Annotated in this window: 14 protein-coding genes and 1 pseudogene; 5 read left to right on the forward strand and 10 right to left on the reverse strand. The window is 62.6% G+C overall.

Annotated features, from left to right (window positions below; all coding sequences use genetic code 11):
* Positions 1-49 precede the first annotated feature (49 nt).
* Positions 50-484 (forward strand): hypothetical protein, encoded by a 435-nt coding sequence (locus tag VF673_RS01295; protein WP_273126461.1) that lies wholly within the window; start codon positions 50-52, stop codon positions 482-484.
* Between the two features lie 2 nt (positions 485-486).
* On the opposite strand, the pseudogene VF673_RS01300 reads toward VF673_RS01295, so the two are convergent.
* Positions 487-936: pseudogene (locus VF673_RS01300) on the reverse strand (hemerythrin domain-containing protein); the annotation flags it as partial.
* 209 nt (positions 937-1,145) lie between these two features.
* On the opposite strand from VF673_RS01300, the gene norR (VF673_RS01305) reads away from it, so the two are divergent.
* The gene (gene norR / locus VF673_RS01305; RefSeq protein WP_440290881.1) at positions 1,146-2,672 is read left to right on the forward strand and encodes a nitric oxide reductase transcriptional regulator NorR; all 1,527 of its coding nucleotides are present in this window, start codon (positions 1,146-1,148) and stop codon (positions 2,670-2,672) included.
* A gap of 25 nt (positions 2,673-2,697) precedes the next feature.
* Here the strand turns inward: norR (VF673_RS01305) and VF673_RS01310 are convergent, their stop codons facing one another.
* The 4 genes from VF673_RS01310 to norR (VF673_RS01325) all read right to left on the reverse strand — a co-directional run bounded on the left by VF673_RS01310 (position 2,698) and on the right by norR (VF673_RS01325) (position 7,649).
* Positions 2,698-4,692, reverse strand: coding sequence for a peptidase U32 family protein (locus VF673_RS01310; RefSeq protein WP_440290609.1), 1,995 nt, complete (start codon positions 4,690-4,692; stop codon positions 2,698-2,700).
* Positions 4,693-4,921: 229 nt separating this feature from the next.
* The gene (locus tag VF673_RS01315) at positions 4,922-5,524 is read right to left on the reverse strand and encodes a CHAD domain-containing protein (RefSeq protein WP_440290882.1); all 603 of its coding nucleotides are present in this window, start codon (positions 5,522-5,524) and stop codon (positions 4,922-4,924) included.
* Positions 5,521-5,727 (reverse strand): CHAD domain-containing protein, encoded by a 207-nt coding sequence (locus VF673_RS01320; RefSeq protein WP_440290610.1) that lies wholly within the window; start codon positions 5,725-5,727, stop codon positions 5,521-5,523. The genes VF673_RS01315 and VF673_RS01320 overlap by 4 nt, the downstream gene beginning before the upstream one ends.
* A gap of 368 nt (positions 5,728-6,095) precedes the next feature.
* Entirely contained in the window at positions 6,096-7,649 is a 1,554-nt protein-coding gene (gene norR / locus VF673_RS01325; RefSeq protein ID WP_440290611.1) for a nitric oxide reductase transcriptional regulator NorR, read from the reverse strand.
* Between the two features lie 157 nt (positions 7,650-7,806).
* Here norR (VF673_RS01325) and hmpA point away from each other — a divergent pair, with 157 nt between their 5' ends.
* Positions 7,807-8,979 (forward strand): NO-inducible flavohemoprotein, encoded by a 1,173-nt coding sequence (gene hmpA / locus VF673_RS01330; RefSeq protein ID WP_440290612.1) that lies wholly within the window; start codon positions 7,807-7,809, stop codon positions 8,977-8,979.
* Between the two features lie 75 nt (positions 8,980-9,054).
* Here the strand turns inward: hmpA and VF673_RS01335 are convergent, their stop codons facing one another.
* From VF673_RS01335 to VF673_RS01355, 5 genes are all read right to left on the reverse strand, one after another.
* Positions 9,055-9,843, reverse strand: coding sequence for an SDR family NAD(P)-dependent oxidoreductase (locus VF673_RS01335; RefSeq protein WP_273124701.1), 789 nt, complete (start codon positions 9,841-9,843; stop codon positions 9,055-9,057).
* Positions 9,844-9,874: 31 nt separating this feature from the next.
* Positions 9,875-10,711: a 5'/3'-nucleotidase SurE gene (gene surE / locus VF673_RS01340; RefSeq protein ID WP_273124703.1), complete on the reverse strand. Its 837-nt coding sequence runs from the start codon at positions 10,709-10,711 to the stop codon at positions 9,875-9,877.
* A gap of 132 nt (positions 10,712-10,843) precedes the next feature.
* A complete protein-coding gene (locus VF673_RS01345; protein WP_440290613.1) occupies positions 10,844-11,893 on the reverse strand; it encodes a phosphotransferase in 1,050 nt (349 codons plus the stop codon).
* A gap of 103 nt (positions 11,894-11,996) precedes the next feature.
* Positions 11,997-12,761, reverse strand: coding sequence for an SDR family NAD(P)-dependent oxidoreductase (locus VF673_RS01350; RefSeq protein WP_090537762.1), 765 nt, complete (start codon positions 12,759-12,761; stop codon positions 11,997-11,999).
* Positions 12,762-12,838: 77 nt separating this feature from the next.
* The gene (locus VF673_RS01355) at positions 12,839-14,035 is read right to left on the reverse strand and encodes an acyl-CoA dehydrogenase family protein (protein ID WP_177197796.1); all 1,197 of its coding nucleotides are present in this window, start codon (positions 14,033-14,035) and stop codon (positions 12,839-12,841) included.
* 183 nt (positions 14,036-14,218) lie between these two features.
* Here VF673_RS01355 and VF673_RS01360 point away from each other — a divergent pair, with 183 nt between their 5' ends.
* Complete coding sequence (locus VF673_RS01360; RefSeq protein ID WP_440290614.1) at positions 14,219-15,058, forward strand: class I SAM-dependent methyltransferase; 840 nt, start codon at positions 14,219-14,221, stop codon at positions 15,056-15,058.
* Between the two features lie 262 nt (positions 15,059-15,320).
* Positions 15,321-16,655, forward strand: a complete 1,335-nt coding sequence (locus VF673_RS01365) for a spinster family MFS transporter (RefSeq protein WP_407920433.1) — start codon at positions 15,321-15,323, stop codon at positions 16,653-16,655.
* The last annotated feature ends 9 nt before the right edge of the window (positions 16,656-16,664 follow it).

Genomic DNA, 16,664 nt, shown 5'->3' on the forward strand with positions numbered 1-16,664 from the left:
CCGGTACTGCGCGACTGATGGCACCCAGGCCAACGGCGACGGGAAAAACATGACCTATCTGACGATCAAAACACTGCACCTGCTGGCGGCCATCGCCTTTATCGGCACACTGTTCTTCCAGGTGCTCATTCTTGCTCCCGCTTCGCGCCGCCTGGCCCCGGCAGTACGGGAGGCGATCGGTCCGGTGTTGGGCCGGCAGGCGCGTCACGTCATCCACTTCGTTGCGCTGGTGCTCTACGGCGCCGGTCTTACCCTGGCCTGGCCCTATCGCACGCTGCTGGCCAATCCGCTGTCCAGCACCTTCACCATCCTCTTGTCGCTGAAGATACTGCTGGCCTTCCTGATCATAGGTCACTATGTGGCGCTGATCTTCCTGCGCCGCGGTCGGCATATCGGTGAGCGCGGCATGCACTGGCTGAACGTCAGCCTGCTGGTCCACGCGGTGCTGCTGGTGGTCTGTGCCAAGAGCATGTTCGTGCTCTGACCTCAGCGGTTGAACAGTACCTCGTTCTCCAGCTGGATGTGCTGGTCCAGTTCCTGACAGAAAATCTCCAGTTCGCGGTACAGGGTTCGCCAGGTGCCGCACGCATATTCCGGTGGCTGGTTGTCGTTGGTCAGCCCGCGCAGTCTGGCCAGGCCCTCATCGTGCTGCTGGTGTTCAAAGCGCATGACGCTGATGGGGCCGCGCGCCATCAGACTCTCGTCACGCAGCAGCATCGGAAAGAGTATCTGTTCCTCCTTCTGCATATGGCTTTCCAGCGCCTGATGGATATCACACAGGTGGTCGGCCAGACCGTTGGGGCATTCCGGGTGGCCGCTGTGCACCTGTTCCACCCGCCGAGCCAGACGTATCAGCTCGGGGAGCTGCTGGCGGTGGCGCTCATGGAACTCGTGGAGGATGTGGTCGATGAGCTGGTCGGTGGGAGTATTTACCCAGCTGCCGGTATCGAGGCGCAGGGTATCGAGGCGGGGAGGATGGGCGTGGGACATGGGGCTCTCCGAATGGTTGATTCCGCTGATATATTTATCAGAGCAAGTCGCATGCCAGCTGTATCTGACTGATATAAAGGGTGTTTTATAAATATATGGTTTTTCCTACCCGGCAGGCGTATGGTTCTATGAACCATTAAAGGGTTTGATTGACCATGATTGAAGACTTTCTTCTCCCCGATCTCGTGACCGAGCTGCCTGCGGCCATACGTTTGCAGCGTCTGGTGCAGGTGCTGCGCGAGACCTTCATGTGTGGTGCGGTAGTGCTGCTGCAGCATGACAACGACGCCCTGCGCCCGGTGGCGGCCGTGGGGCTGGTGCAGGATGCCCTGGGTCGTCGTTTCGACCTCGCCAGGCATCCACGCCTGGCAGCGCTGATCTCCCGGCGGGAAATCACCCGGTTCGAAGCCGACAGCACCCTCCCCGATCCCTACGATGGCCTGCTTGATGACAGCCCCGGCGAACCGCTGCCGGTACACGACTGCATGGGGGTGAGTCTGCATGTGGAAGGTGAGCTGTGGGGCGTGCTGACCCTGGATGCGCTGGAGGAGGGGACCTTTGACGAGGGTGCCCGGCAGAAGCTGCAGCGCCTGCTGCCGCTGATCGAGGGGCTGCTGCGGGTAACCCGGCTGGAGCAGGAGAACCGGGCCCTGCGCATGGTGCGTGCCGACGAGCAGCGGGCTCTGCCGGGGATCAAGCAGCATGGCATTGTCGGCAACAGTCAGGCGATCACCCGTCTGCTGGACGAGTTGTCGATAGTGGCCGATTCGGACCTCACGGTACTGATCACCGGCGAGACCGGCGTGGGCAAGGAACTGTTCGCCCACTGGTTGCATGCCCATTCGCCCCGGGCGGGCAAGCCCCTGGTGCAGGTCAATTGTGCCGCCCTGCCTGAGTCGCTGGCCGAGAGCGAGCTGTTCGGCCATGTGAAGGGGGCCTTCTCCGGCGCCAACAGCGACCGGGCCGGGCGTTTCGATGCGGCCAATGGCGGCACCCTGTTCCTCGACGAGGTGGGAGAGCTGCCCCTGCATGTGCAGGCCAAGCTGCTGCGCACCCTGCAGAACGGCGAAATCCAGCGTCTGGGGGCCGACCAGCCACTGCGGGTGGATGTGCGCATCATCGCCGCCACCAATCGCAATCTGGCCGACTCGGTGGCCAAGGGAGACTTCCGCGCCGACCTCTATCACCGGTTGTCGGTATATCCGGTACCGGTGCCACCACTGCGCGAGCGGGGCAACGATGTGCTGTTGCTGGCCGGACACTTTCTCGAGCTCAACCGCGCCCGCCTTGGCGTACGCAGCCTGCGACTGTCCGCCGACGCCGAGCAGGCTCTGCTCAATTATGACTGGCCGGGTAACGTGCGTGAACTGGAGCACGTCATAAGCCGCGCCGCGATCAAGGCGCTGGGGCGCAATGGCTCACGCCAGGCGATGCTGTCACTGGATGCCGCCTTGCTGGATATTCCGATTGGCAGCATTGCCATGACTGACGCCAGCCAGCCCGCCGCAGCCGTGGTGGAAGGAGAGGTACAACCCCTGCGCCTGAGCGTGGAGGCCTGCCAGCGCGAACAGATTCGCCTCGCTCTGGCCGCCACCGAGGACAACTGGAGCGCCGCCGCCCGGCTGCTGGAGCTGGATGCCAGCAATCTGCACAAGCTGGCGCGGCGGTTGGGGTTGAAATAAGCCTGGCCCGGGCGGCGGCTGCGGGTCAGTGCGGTGCTCGACGGGGAATGGTCTTGAGCAGGTCTTCCGGGGTGATCGAGCCGACGATATTACTGCCCGGCTGCGGCTGATGGAGGATATGTCCCTTCATCTTGCCGATCACATGCATCTCGCAGGGTTTGCAGTCGAACTTCAGCGTCAGCACTTCATCGCCATGCACCAGTTGCATCGGTGCCACTTTGGTACGCACACCGGTAACGCCCTTGGCCTGTTTCGGACACAGGTTGAAGGAAAAACGCAGGCAGTGCTTGGTGATCATCACCGGCACCTCGCCGGGTTCCTCGTGGGCCTCGTAGGCCGCATCGATCAGTTGCACGCCGTAGCGCTGATAGAAGGCCCGGGCCTGGTGATTGTACACGTTGGCCAGAAAGCTCAGGTGTGATTGCGGATAGACCGGTGGCGGCTCGCTGACCGGCTTGCGGCTGCCATGGGGGAAGGCGGCGATACGGGCCTGGCTGAGACGCTCGATCAGCTCCCGGCGCAGGGTCTTGAGCTGGGAGTTGGGTACAAAGGGCGCGAAGTCACCGCGCATTTCCACCTGTTCGGCATGATAGCTGGTGGTACCCAGCTGGCTGAGCAGGTCACGCAGTTGTTCCCGTGACCGTTCCGGCTGTTTGGCCGGCTCGAAGGGGCCGTTCAACGTGCTGCTGACGGTAATGCCTTCCTCGCTGGTAGCAGACAGGGTCAGCCTGTCTGCGGCCAGTTCAACCTGCCAGCGCAGGCCGATCCGCCGCTCCGCCGAGGTTTTCAGCAAAGCCTGTTGCCAGTTGTGATCCAGGTTGCGGTTCAGTGCCTGGGGCAGGCGTGCCCGGCGTAACTGTTCCGGCAACTCGTTGGGCTCGATGCGGTACTCCCAGCGTGGTTGGCCGTCTTCCTCGAAGGTACGTAGCTGTTGGGCGATATTGGCGCGGAAACCCACCACTTCGCGTTTGACCAGCACGTTCAGACCGTCGCCATTGGACAGCGGCTCATGGGTGACCACCCGCAGGTCCTTCTTGCCGACCTGCTGCAATTCGCCGACCAGCAGACCGGTGAAGGTCGGGGAGTCGAAGGCGCCGATATCGATCTTGCGATCAGTCACGAAGTAATCGGTACTGCCGCGGTGGAAGGTCTTGTCCGGGTCGGGTACGAAGAAGTGCTGGGTACGGCCGCTGGAAGCGCGGGCCAGATCGGTGCGGTCCTCCAGAATGCTGTCCAGCTGCTGGCGATACCAGGCGGTGATGTTCTTCACATAGCCCATGTCCTTGTAGCGCCCCTCGATCTTGAACGAGCGTACTCCGGCGTCCACCAGCGCGCGCAGGTTGTCGCTCTGGTTGTTGTCCTTCATCGACAGCAGGTGCTTTTCATAGGCAACCACGCCGCCATGCTCGTCCTTCAGGGTATAGGGCAGGCGGCAGGCCTGGGAGCAGTCGCCGCGGTTGGCGCTGCGGCCGGTCTGCGCGTGGGAGATGTTGCACTGGCCGGAGAAGGCCACGCACAGTGCGCCGTGGATAAAGAATTCCAGGGTCGAGTCGACCTTGTCATGGATGGCGCGGATCTGCTGCAGGTTCAGCTCCCGGGCCAGTACCAGCTGGGAGAAGCCGGCCTGGTCGAGGAACATGGCCTTGTCCAGGGTGCGGATATCGCACTGGGTACTGGCGTGGATCTCGATCGGCGGAATGTCCATTTCCATGATGCCCATGTCCTGCACGATCAGCGCATCCACCCCGGCGTCGTACAGCTGGTGGATCAGCTGCCGGGCTGGCTCCAGTTCATCGTCATGCAGAATGGTGTTGAGCGTGACGAAGATGCGGACATGGAACAGCCGGGCAAAGCGCACCAGCTCGGCGATATCCGCCAGGCTATTCTCGGCATTGTGCCGGGCACCGAAACTCGGGCCGCCGATATACACCGCATCGGCGCCGTGCAGAATGGCCTCGCGGGCAATGGCAACATCCCGGGCCGGGCTGAGCAGTTCCAGGTGATGTTTGGGTAGGGACATGGCAAGAGACCGCGCTGCTGGAAAACCGCCTATTCTAGCTGGAATGGCAAAGACCTGCACGGAACGACCGGCGAGTGCCGACCGGCGTCACCGGCCCCATGGATTGCCACGGCCTTTGGCCTCGCAATGACGTTGGTGTGGCGGTCGGGGTCGGTGGGTGTCGTGGTGTCGCTCCACCCCTCCGTCATTGCGAGGAGCGTAGCGACGCGGCAATCCATGGGCTCCGGTCTTACCGTTTGCGCTTTGGTGACTTCCTTCTACTGGCCTTCTTCCGGTCGCCGTCGGGCAGCAGCCTGGCCAGTTTGCGCAGACGTTTCTCTGCCGCCATCAGTTCCTCGGCGGCTGCCTGGCTCCAGCGTTGCTGCACCACCTTGAGGTCCTTCTCCTGCTGGCTGCGCAACAGCCATTGGAAATGGTCGTGCCAGGCGCCGAGGGCGGCCTGGACTTTCTTCAGGGTTTTGGTGGCATCGGCAGAAAGGGGCGAGAGGGAGGGGAAGGCGTCGGTCAGGTAGCGGGTGCGCTTGACCAGAATGCGCAGCTGATGCCGATCATAAGCGGGATCATCTATCGCCTTGTCCAGCTTGCTGACCTGCTTTTCCACGGCCAGACGAATGGTGCGTTTCAGCCCCTTCGAGTTGCTGCCCAGCTCGGACTGCTGAAAGGCCTCGGGCCATTGGCGCAGTGCGTCGAACAACTGCTGCAGCTCGGCTGAGGCGATGATCTGCTGGTAGTCCTGCTGCAAGCGATCCCGTCTGCGCTTGGCCAGGATCGGGTGGCGTTGCTCCTGCAGCTCGACGGCCAGGACTTCCAGATCCCGGGTCGGGGTGGTCAGGCGGCCGACTGCGCAGCGGTTTCGCGCAGGGGCCGGTTTTCCGGCAGTGTGCGCAGCGGGGCGATCAGGCTGCGGATGCGGCGTACCGCAATACGCAGGTCATGCAGGGCTTCGCCGTCACCCCCTTTCTTCAGGCGGTCAAAGGCCTCCTGCAGTGCCAACTCGAGATTGCGAATCTCTTTTACGTAACTATCCAGAAACATGGCCCATCCACCTGATTGTGAATCGAACCCGGTCAGGCTGGCAGAGAACAAGCGAGGCGTGGTGACAGCCTTATTACCGGTTGTTGCCCGCCCGGGCAGGCCGTGGAGCAAAGCCCGTCGGCGAGCAGGCGTTCGCCAACCCCGGGTTGGCATGGAGTGCCGGGCTCCATCCCGGCAAATTGGGGGAAGGGACGCTGGGAAGGACGAGCACCAGCTCGTCCGCAGGCTACCGGCAAGCACAGAGGGTGCGGGCTGACGCCGCTCATCGAGCTGGTGCTCGACGGTCCCAGGGCTCGCTGGGGGTGCAGCGCACCTGCGCTGCGCCTGCCGACAGGCAATGGCGAGAAAGGCCATAGGTGAGCAGGTGCCTACACCCCCAGGCGCTTGATCAGCCGGGAAAAGTTGCCGCGGTCAATGCCCAGTGCCTGGGCGGCGCGGCTCTGGTTATTGTCGTACCGGGCCAGGGTGTGACGGATCAGCTGTACCTGGAACTCATCGGTGGCTTCACGCAGGGTCTGTTCGTCAGCGGGCTGCTCTGTAGCCGGGGGATGGACCGGCATGACCAGCTTGTCAGGCCGAGCCAGCGCCGGTATCCCTTGCAAGTCCAGTAGCCCGGCCGTCAGGGTCAGCAACCGGCGGCTGCCGTCCTGTCCGGTCTGGGCCTTGAGCACGGCGCGACTGATCAGGTGTTCAAGCTCGCGCACATTACCAGGCCAGGGGTAGGTCAGCAGCGCTTCCCTGGCGCTGGCATCCAGACGCAGCCCGCGCAAACCGAGGCGTCGACGATTCTGCTCGAGAAAATGCCCGGCCAGCAGCAACACATCCTTGTGTCGCTCGCGCAGGTTGGGTACGGCGATCGGGTAGACGCCCAGCCGGTGGTACAGATCGGCACGGAAGCGCCCCTCGGCCACTTCCCGCTGCAGGTCCCGGTTACTGGCGGCAATGATCCGTACATCCACCTGGTGATGACTGTCGCTGCCCAGGCGCTGTACTTCACCACTTTGCAGGGCGCGCAGCAGCTTGGGTTGCACCGTCAGTGGCAGTTCACCGACTTCGTCAAGAAACAGGGTGCCGCCGTGGGCCAGCTCGAACTTGCCGAGCCGGCTCTGCATGGCGCCGGAGAAGGCGCCGCGGGTATGGCCGAACAGCTCGCTTTCCACCAGATTCTCCGGCAGCGCCGCACAGTTCAGATAGATCAGCGGAGCCTGCGCACGATTGGACAGGGCATGTACCCGCCGTGCGACCAGTTCCTTGCCGACCCCGGTCTCGCCGGTGATCAGTACCGCCAGATCGGAGCGGGCGACCATATCTATTTCCTGCTGCAACTGCGTCATGGCGCGGCTGCGCCCGATCAGCTCCTGCTGCCCGTCAGCAACCAGGGCTCGGGTCATGGCCTGATGGTGCTCGGTACGGCTCTGCAGCTGGCTGGTCAGCTCGGTGACCCGGATGACCGCCTCGCTCAGTCGGGCCAGATAGCGCAATTGGCCCGGGTCGACCCGGTCGAAGGCATTGGCATTCAACGCATCCAGGGTGAGCACGCCCCAGGGGACGCCCTGCAGATAGAGCGCGATGCCCAGACAGTCGTGCACATGCAGATCACCCTCCACCGCATGCAGCAGGCCGTCATAGGGATCAGGCAGCGGGGAGTCCGCAGCAAAACGGACCGGTTCGGGGTTGAGCAGAATCCTCGCCAGACGGGGGTGATCCTCGATCACGAAATGCCGACCGAGGGTGTCGATACTCAGGCCATCCACCGCCATCGGGATCAGCTCATCCCCACGCAGCTGCAGCAGGGCACAGGCATCGCAGGGCAGAACCTGACGAATGGTCGCCAGCAACTGGCCGAAGCGCTCGGCTGGCGGCATGTCGCGGGCCAGGTCGGTGATCACGCCCAGCAGAGGGTAGCTCTTGCCAGTTGTCATATATACAGCTCTGGTGTTCTTTATACAGCGTCAGTGATGTTGTTGATTATACATATCCGGGTCGAAACCCCAGTATTCCCGCCATATTCTGTCTTTGGCACGATACATGCTCAGGTCTCACCGTTTGATTTGAGTCAATTTTAACAAGAGAGAGACCATGCTATCCCAACAGAGTAAAGACATCATCGCCGCCACCCTGCCAGTCGTCCGTGAGCAGGCTAACGCTATCACCGCAGTATTCTATCCCCTGATGTTCGAGCGCTATCCTGCGGTCAAGGCTTATTTCAACGAGGCGCATCAGCTTCAGGGCACCCAGCCCCAGGCGCTGGCCAACGCGGTAGTTGCCTATGCTGCCAACCTGGAGCGACTGGAAGTACTGGGCGATGCAGTGTCACTGATAGTACAGAAGCACGTATCCCTGAATATCCAGCCGGAGCATTATCCGATTGTCGGTGAGTGCCTGCTGGCTGCGATCCGAGAAGTGCTGGGCGAGGCCGCCAGTGATGAAGTGTTGGGTGCCTGGGGCGAAGCCTACGGCCAGTTGGCGGATATTCTGATCGCCGCCGAAGAGCAGCGTTATCAGCAGAATGAGCAGAAGGCCGGTGGCTGGCGCGGCGAGCGTCGCTTTACCGTGCAGCGCAAGGAACGGGAAAGCGAGGTGATCACCTCCTTCTATCTGGTGCCGAGCGATGGCGGCGCGCTGGCCGAGTTCATCCCCGGTCAGTTCACCTGTGTGGTGGTCGATATCGATGGCCGCAGCCTGCGCCGCAACTACTCCCTGTCCGACCGTCCCGGTCAGAGTCACTACCGGATCAGTGTCAAACGCGAGACTGAAGGGGAGGTGTCCAACTTCCTGCATGACCGGCTGGAAGTCGGTGATGAGCTGTGTCTGACTGCGCCCAGTGGCAACTTTGTGCTGAATCAGCAGCAGCGTCCGCTGGTGCTGCTGACCGGTGGGGTGGGTATCACTCCGGCCATCAGCATGCTGCAGCCAGCGCTGGAGAGTGGCCGTCAGGTGCACTTCCTGCACGGTGCGTTGAACAGCAGCACCCATGCCTTCCGTGCCCATGTAGATGCACTGGCCGCGCAATACGATAATCTCAAGGTCAGCTACGTCTACAGCGATCCGCTGGAGGGTGATCAGGCCCATGAGACCGGTTTCTTCGACCAGCAGAAGCTCAGTGCCATGCTGCCCGCCAGTACCGATGTGGATGTCTACTTCCTCGGTCCCAAACCCTTCATGCAGAGCTGTCAGAAGCTGCTGAACGAGCTGGGTATTCCGGCGGAGAATCAGCGCTATGAGTTCTTTGGGCCGCTGGAGAGTCTGTAGGCCTGAGGTTGAGCAGTAATAATAAAAAGCCTGGAACGCTACCGCGCCTAGGCTTTTTTCATGCACTGATAATAATCAGAACTTCATCCCGGGCAGGTTCAGCGAGGCGGTGTTGCCGCCATCCACTGCCAATGCCTGGCCGGTGACGTAGCTGGCATCGTCGCTGGCGAGGAAGGCGATGGCGCCGGCAATTTCCTCCGGGCGGCCGTAGCGACGCAGCTCGCAGCGCGAACCGAGCCTGTCTTCCTTGTTGTTCTCCCGCGCATAGTCGAACACCCGCTGGGTCATGCCGGTCTCGATCAGCCCGGGGCACACGGCGTTGACACGGATATTCCACTGCCCCAGATCGCAGGCAGAGGTCATGGTGAAGTTGATCACTCCGGCCTTGGAGGCGCTGTAGGCGTTGCCGCCGGCGCCGGAGCGGATGCCGGCCACCGAGGCGGTGTTGACGATGGCGCCGCCGTTCTGCTCACGCATCTGCCGGGAGGCATATTTGGTGAACAGCACCACCCCGAACAGGTTGACGTTGATGATCTTCTGCCAGGTTTCCATGCTCTGGTCGGTGGCCAGGCTGTAGTCACCCCCGGCGATGCCGGCGTTGTTGCACAGCACATCCAGCCGCCCGAAGTGGGCCACGGTGTCGGCCACGCACTGCTCGACAGCGGCCTCATCGGATACATCCAGCTCGCGGTGCAGCACCTCGGTGTGCTCCGGCAACTGCTGCAGTGTCTCGGTCAGACCTTCGGCATTGCGGTCGACCAGCATCAGGCGGGCGCCCTCGCTGGCCAGGCGTTTGGCGGTAGCCCGGCCAATGCCGCTGCCGGCACCGGTGATCAGTACAATCTTGTTCTCGAAGCGCTGCATTCTCATCTCCTGTTATTGTTCAGCTGCCGGCTCAGTGGTCGATGCTCGGCTCGCTTGCTGGAACGTCATCCCGGTCGTCGGTATTGATGCCAAGCCGGTCGGACAGCTGATCGGTATCGATATGCCAGGAGTCGGCGATGCCGCGTTCGAAGCGTACCGGTGAGAGGGCGATCAGACCGTCACGCAGAGCACCGACATCGGTTTCCCGCCCGATGATGCGTTCGCTCTGGCGTTTGAAGCCAAGCCAGTAGTAGGGGACGCCGCGGGTGTCCTCGCGACGCTCGATCTTCACGCCGCCGATGCTGCCGCGCTGCGGCCGACAGATGGCTACCCCACGCACATCCTCCGGCGCCAGGGCCGGGAAGTTGATGTTCATGGCGCAATCCTCCGGCCAGCCCCTTTCCAGCAGTTCGCGCACCAGCTGCGCGCCGTATTGCCGGGAGGTTTCCCAGTGAACCGGATTGGTGGAGTGGTAGGCCTGACTCAGGGCAATGGCCGGAATGCCCAGCAGGGTGCCGGTAAGGGCACCGCCGATGGTGCCGGAGTAGGCCACCGAGTCGCTGATATTGGCTCCGCGATTGACACCGGACAGAATCAGATCCGGCTTGGCCGGCAGCAACTCGGCGACACCGAGCAGGATGCAGTCACTGGGCGTGCCGCTGACGCTGAAGCGGCGCTCCTCGAACTGGTGAACCCGCAGCGGATGGTGTACCGAAATGGACATGGAGACGCCACTCTGATCCAGGTCGGGGGAGACCAGCCATACCTCCTCGGCGATCTCGTGGGCGATCTCCTCGAGCACCTGGAAGCCCGGCCCGCGCCAGCCGTCGTCATTGGTGAGTAATACGCGCTTTACGGGTTTGGACATGGAAGTACCTCGATTGATAGTGCCTGGTGACCGGGAGGGACGAGCACCAGCTCGTCCGCGGAGTGTGTTGGCACCTGTTTCATCGAGCTGGTGCTCGACGTTCCCGGGAGGTTGGCGTGGCCGGGCGGCAGTTCACTTGCCCTGGGCAATCTCCCAGCCCACGTCGGCCAGCAGGCTGGCGCGTTTGCCGACTTCCAGTGCGTCGGCGTTGCTGGCGTTGCCCTGCAGGGCGCGGTGGTAGACGCCCTGGACAATCGCCGCCAGGCGGAACAGGGAGAAGGCGAGGAAGAAGTTCCAGTCCGGAATCTCCGAGCGACCGGTGAATTCGCAGTACCAGTCCAGGACCTGCTGCTCTTCCGGCACGTTGTAGTCCTTCAGGTTCAGTCCTTTCAGCCCGCGCATGCCTTCAAAACCGGTGTTCTGGTGGTAGGGCAGGCAGCAGTAGGCCAGATCCGACAGCGGGTGACCCAGGGTAGCCAGTTCCCAGTCGAGGATGGCCACGACCCGGGGTTCGGTCGGATGCAGGATCAGGTTACCGATGCGGAAGTCGCCGTGGGCGATGGTGGTGAAGTCGTCCTGGGGTGCGTTCTTCGGCAGCCACTCCATCAGTGCGTCCATCGAAGGCATGTCACCCGTACGGCTGGCCTCGAACTGGCCGCTCCAGCGCTTGATCTGACGCTGTACGTAGCCTTCGTGGCGACCGTAGCTCTCCAGCCCCACGGCCTTCCAGTCTACATTGTGCAACCGTGCCATGGTCTCGATCATGGAGCGGTGGATGGGCATGCGCTGTTCGATGTCGACCTTCTCCAGCAGCGGGTGGGAGTGCACGCGGCCTTCGACGTGATCCATGATGTAGAAGGCGGTGCCGATGACCTCCGGGTCTTCGCAGAGCAGGCGCGCCTTGGGCACCGGCACATCGGTCTGCCCCAGGGCGTTGATCACCTGAAACTCGCGCTCGACCATGTGCGCCGAGGGCAGCAGCTTGCCCGGCGGCTTCTTGCGCAGGACATAACGCTTCTCGCCGATGGTCAGCAGGAAGGTCGGGTTGGACTGGCCACCCTGGAACTGCTTGACCTGCATGCCGTTTTTAACGCCCGGTATGCGTCCCTTCAGGTAGGCTGCCAGCCGCGCTTCATCGAAGCGGTGGGCGGGCAATACGTCGATCAGGATGGCTTCGCTCATCTACAGGATCCCATGCGTAACTAGTGTTGTGGTTGTGCTTCAGCTACCAGAGCCTGCCACCGCGGCAAGGATTTTGCCAGCAGGGCAGGCGGGTTGACCGGGCTCAGGTGATGGTGTCGCCACCGTCGGCCACTATGGTCTGGCCGGTCACGTAGGCACCGGCGGAGGAGGCGAGGAACAGGGCAACACCGGCGATGTCCACCGGTTCGCCGACCCGGCGCAGCGGCAGGGCCTGTTCGACCCGGGTCAGACGGTCCGGGTCGTCCAGCAGCGCCTGGGCGAAGTCGGTGCGGATCAGGCCGGGGGCGATGGCGTTGACGCGGATGTTCTTCGGACCCCACTCCAGCGCCAGGTTGCGCGCGAGGCCGGCCTCGGCTGCCTTGGACATGCCGTAGACGCCGATATTGGCGCTGGCACGGATGCCGGCGATGCTCGACAGCAGCACGATGGAGCCGCCGCCCAGGCGCACCATCTGCGGGATCACCATGTTGCACAGCCAGAAGGTGCCCTTGACGTTGGTGCCCATGATCTTGTCGAAGGCCTCGTCGCTGACCTCGGAGGTGGGGCCGTACACGGGGTTGGTGGCGGCGTTGCACACCAGGATGTCGATCTTGCCCCAGGTATTGAGGGTGGTATCCACCAGGTTCTGCAGCTGGGCCTTGTCGCCCACATGGCAGGGGATGGCCAGAGCCTCGAAGCCCTGGGCCTGGAGTTCACCGGCAACCTTTTCGCAGGCATCGGCCTTGCGGCTGGAGATGACCACGCGGGCGCCGGCCTTGGCAAACTCTTCGGCGATCGCCTTGCCGATGCCCTTGGTGGAACCGGTGATCACTGCGACCTTGCCGGTCAGATCAAAAAGAGAGCTCATGGATAGCTCCTGTGAAAGTGGTGAGAGGATTGTCGGTCATCGTGAGGGCATCCGCCGGATGCCCTCAACCGAAGTCGTCAGAGGTACTGACCCATTTCCAGCTTGGCAATGCTGTTCAGGTGCACTTCGTCCGGACCGTCGGCCAGGCGCAGGGTACGGGCCTTGGCGTAGGAGGAGGCAAGGAAGCTGTCCTGGCATACGCCCTTGGCGCCATGGACCTGAATCGCGCGATCGATCACGTTGCACAGCATGGTCGGGGCCACGGCCTTGATCATGGCGATCTGCTGACGGGCAACCTTGTTGCCGTACTTGTCCATGCTGCGTGCGGCGTGCAGGGTCAGCAGGCGGGCCTGGTCGATTTCGCAGCGCGAGCGAGCGATCATTTCCGGCACGCTGCCCAGCTTGTACATCGGCTTGCCGAAGGCAACCCGCTCGGCGGCGCGGCGGCACATGGCTTCCAGCGCACGCTCGGCCTGACCGATGGCGCGCATGCAGTGGTGGATGCGGCCCGGCCCGAGGCGACCCTGGGCGATCTCGAATCCGCGACCCTCACCCAGCAGGATGTTGGAGGCCGGAACCCGCACGTTTTCGTAGCGGATCTCGGCGTGGCCGTGGGGAGCGTGGTCATAACCGAATACGTGCAGGTCACGGACGATGGTCACGCCGGGGGTGTCCAGCGGCACCAGGATCATGCTCTGCTGCAGGTGACGGGGTGCATCGGGGTTGGTCTTGCCCATGACGATGGCGATCTTGCAGTGCTCGTTCATTGCGCCGGAGGACCACCACTTGGTGCCGTTGATGACGTACTCGTCACCTTCGCGGCGGATCTCGCACTGGATGTTGGTGGCGTCGGAGGAGGCCACATCCGGCTCGGTCATGGAGAAGCAGGAGCGGATTTCACCGGCCAGCAGCGGCTTGAGCCATTTTTCCTTCTGTTCTTCGTTACCGTAACGCTCGATGGTTTCCATGTTGCCGGTGTCCGGGGCGTTGCAGTTGAACACCTCGGGGGCGAAGGAGACGCGGCCCATGATCTCGCACAGGTGGGCGTATTCCTCGTTGGTCAGGCCGGCGCCGCGCTCGGACTCGGGCAGGAACAGGTTCCACAGCCCCTGGTTGCGTGCCTTCTGCTTGAGTTCTTCAAGGATGGCCGGGTGGCCCCATTTGTTCTGTTTTACCTGCTGGTAGAACAGTTCCTCGTTGGGGTAGATGTGCTCATCCATGAAGGCTTCGAGCTTTTGCTTCAGGTCCTGAATGCGGGGGCTGAGATCGAACATAATGGATCCTTGCAGAGTCGGAGTAGATTGAACCACAGTAGTAGCGGTGGCCGGTTGACGCCGACCTTATAGAGGGACAGGCACCGGGAAAAGCATGTCCTGCAGTTGGAATGGAGGTGCATAAGCAAATTTGATCGGGCCGGTGCCGACCCCGCCGAAATTCACTGACCCATGGAGTAGATGATGTTCAAGACCCTCACTGCAGTCGCGCTGGTACTGACCGCCGGTCTGGCTGCCGCCCAGGACTACCAGGCCGCGCCGCGACTGCAGCCCGAGCAGCAGGAGCAGATCCGCCAGGCGGTAGGCAATCCCCATCGTACGATCAGCAACCTGATGCGCGATGCCGGTCGCAATCCCGAACAGACCCTGAGTTTCTTTGCGGTGGAACCGCAGCATACGGTGGTGGAAGTCTGGCCGGGCGCGGGCTGGTATACGGAGATTCTCGCCCCGCTGCTGCGCGAGCAGGGGAGGTATATTGCGGCGCATTTCGATCCGCAGAGCCCGGTCGGTTACTTCCGGCAGTCCCGTGCCAGCTTCGAGGAAAAGCTGGCAGGCAAGCCGGATGTCTATGACAAGGTCGAGGTAACGGTACTCAACTATGAGCCGGATGTAGCCATGGCGCCGCCCGAATCCGCTGATCGGGTGCTGACCTTCCGCAACGTGCACAACTGGCTGGCCGAGGGTGAGGAGCAGGCAGCTGTGGTGTTTGCCAAGATGTATGCGGCCCTCAAGCCCGGCGGGCTGCTCGGGCTGGTGGAGCACCGGGCGCGCATCGGCACCGATCTGGAGACCATGACCAAGACCGGTTACGTCACCGAAGAGCTGGTGGTGCAGCTGGCTGAACAGGCCGGCTTCGAGCTGGTCGGGCGCAGTCCGGTGAACCAGAACCCCAGAGATACCACCGACCACCCCGAAGGTGTCTGGACCCTGCCGCCGACCCTGCGGCTGGGCGACGAGAATCGTGCCCAATATCTGGCGATAGGCGAAAGCGACCGGATGACGCTGCTGTTCATCAAACGCTGATACGCGCCCCGGGGCGGTGACGCCCCGGATGCCTGCCGCTGCTTTTCTTCCGCGCGCCTGTCTCCTCCCCGGCGGGTCTTCCCTTCTGTTGCATCTGTCTTTCACCGCCGCCGCGGACGCTGATTCCTTAACGATTTGAAACCGTCATAGCTCCAACTGATAATTCCGCATCCTGTTTGTTGATGAGTGGTTTTCGAAATCGACTTTCGCTGTGCGAACCTGATAGTCTTCGGGTGAGTCCTCTTGCGAGCGGAGTACACGAGTGCTGAACAACAATAATTACCCCACCACGGGGCGTGCCTGGTTTACCGTGGTCATTCTGCTGCTGGCTTATGTGCTGTCCTTCATCGACCGGCAGATCCTGAATCTGCTGGTCGGCCCGATCCGTGCCGATCTGGGCATTTCCGACACCCAGATGAGCCTGTTGATGGGCCTGTCGTTCGCTATTTTCTATACCGTAGCCGGGATTCCGCTGGGCCGGGTGGCCGACTCGCGCAGCCGTCGTGGGCTGATCGCCTGGGGTATCTTCTTCTGGAGTCTGATGACCGCCGCCTGCGGCCTGGCCAAGACCTACTGGCACTTCGTGCTGTTCCGTATCGGTGTCGGCGCCGGGGAAGCTGCCCTGTCGCCGGCCGCCTATTCGCTGATGGCCGACAGTTTCCCGCCGGAGAAGCGCGCTACCGCCATCAGCGTGTACTCCATGGGTATCTATCTGGGCGCCGGCATGGCTTTCCTGCTTGGCGGCATCGTCATTACCTGGGCCAATGCCAAGGGTGACGTGACCCTGCCGGTACTGGGTGTCATCCGTCCCTGGCAGCTGATCTTCCTGGTGCTGGGTGTGGTCGGCGCGCTGTTCAGCCTGGTGCTGCTGGCCATCAGGGAGCCGACCCGCAAGGGCGTGGGCGCCGGCGTGGCCGTGCCGCTCAAGGATGTGGGCGCCTATCTGCTGAAGATCCGCAAGGCGGTGATCTGCCACAACTTCGGCTTTGCCTGCCTGTCCTTTGCTTCCTATGGCGCATCGGCATGGATTCCGACCTTCTTCATCCGCACCCACGGTCTGACAGCCGGTGAGGTGGGTATCTACTACGGCAGCCTGGTGATGGTGGCCGGCTCGCTGGGCATCGTGTTCGGCGGCCGCCTGTCGGACTATCTGGCACGCAAGGGCCATCAGGATGCCAACATGCGGGTAGGCCTGTTGTCGGCGGTGCTCACGCTGATGTGCAATGTGGTCTTCCTGGTGGATAACATGACCCTGCTGTGGGTGATCATGTTCTTCAATGTATTTACCGTCGCCATGCCCTTCGGTGTCGCCCCGGCGGCCATCCAGGAGGTCATGCCGAACTCGATGCGGGGCCAGGCCTCGGCTATCTACCTGTTCGTCATCACCCTGATCGGCCTGGGCATCGGTCCGACGGCGGTGGCCCTGGTGACCGACTACGTGTTCCAGGACGACATGGCGGTACGTTATTCGATCTTCTGGGTGGCCAGTGTCATCACCATAGGTGCAGTAGTGTTGCTGTGGCTGGGCATCAAGCCCTACCGTGAGGCGCGGGAAACCCTCGCTGCCTGGGGTGCCCGGCAGGAACAGAACGCCTGATGCATTCAC

This window comes from Halopseudomonas sp. Lyrl_26 (assembly GCF_051948695.1).
Lineage (GTDB): Bacteria > Pseudomonadota > Gammaproteobacteria > Pseudomonadales > Pseudomonadaceae > Halopseudomonas > Halopseudomonas formosensis.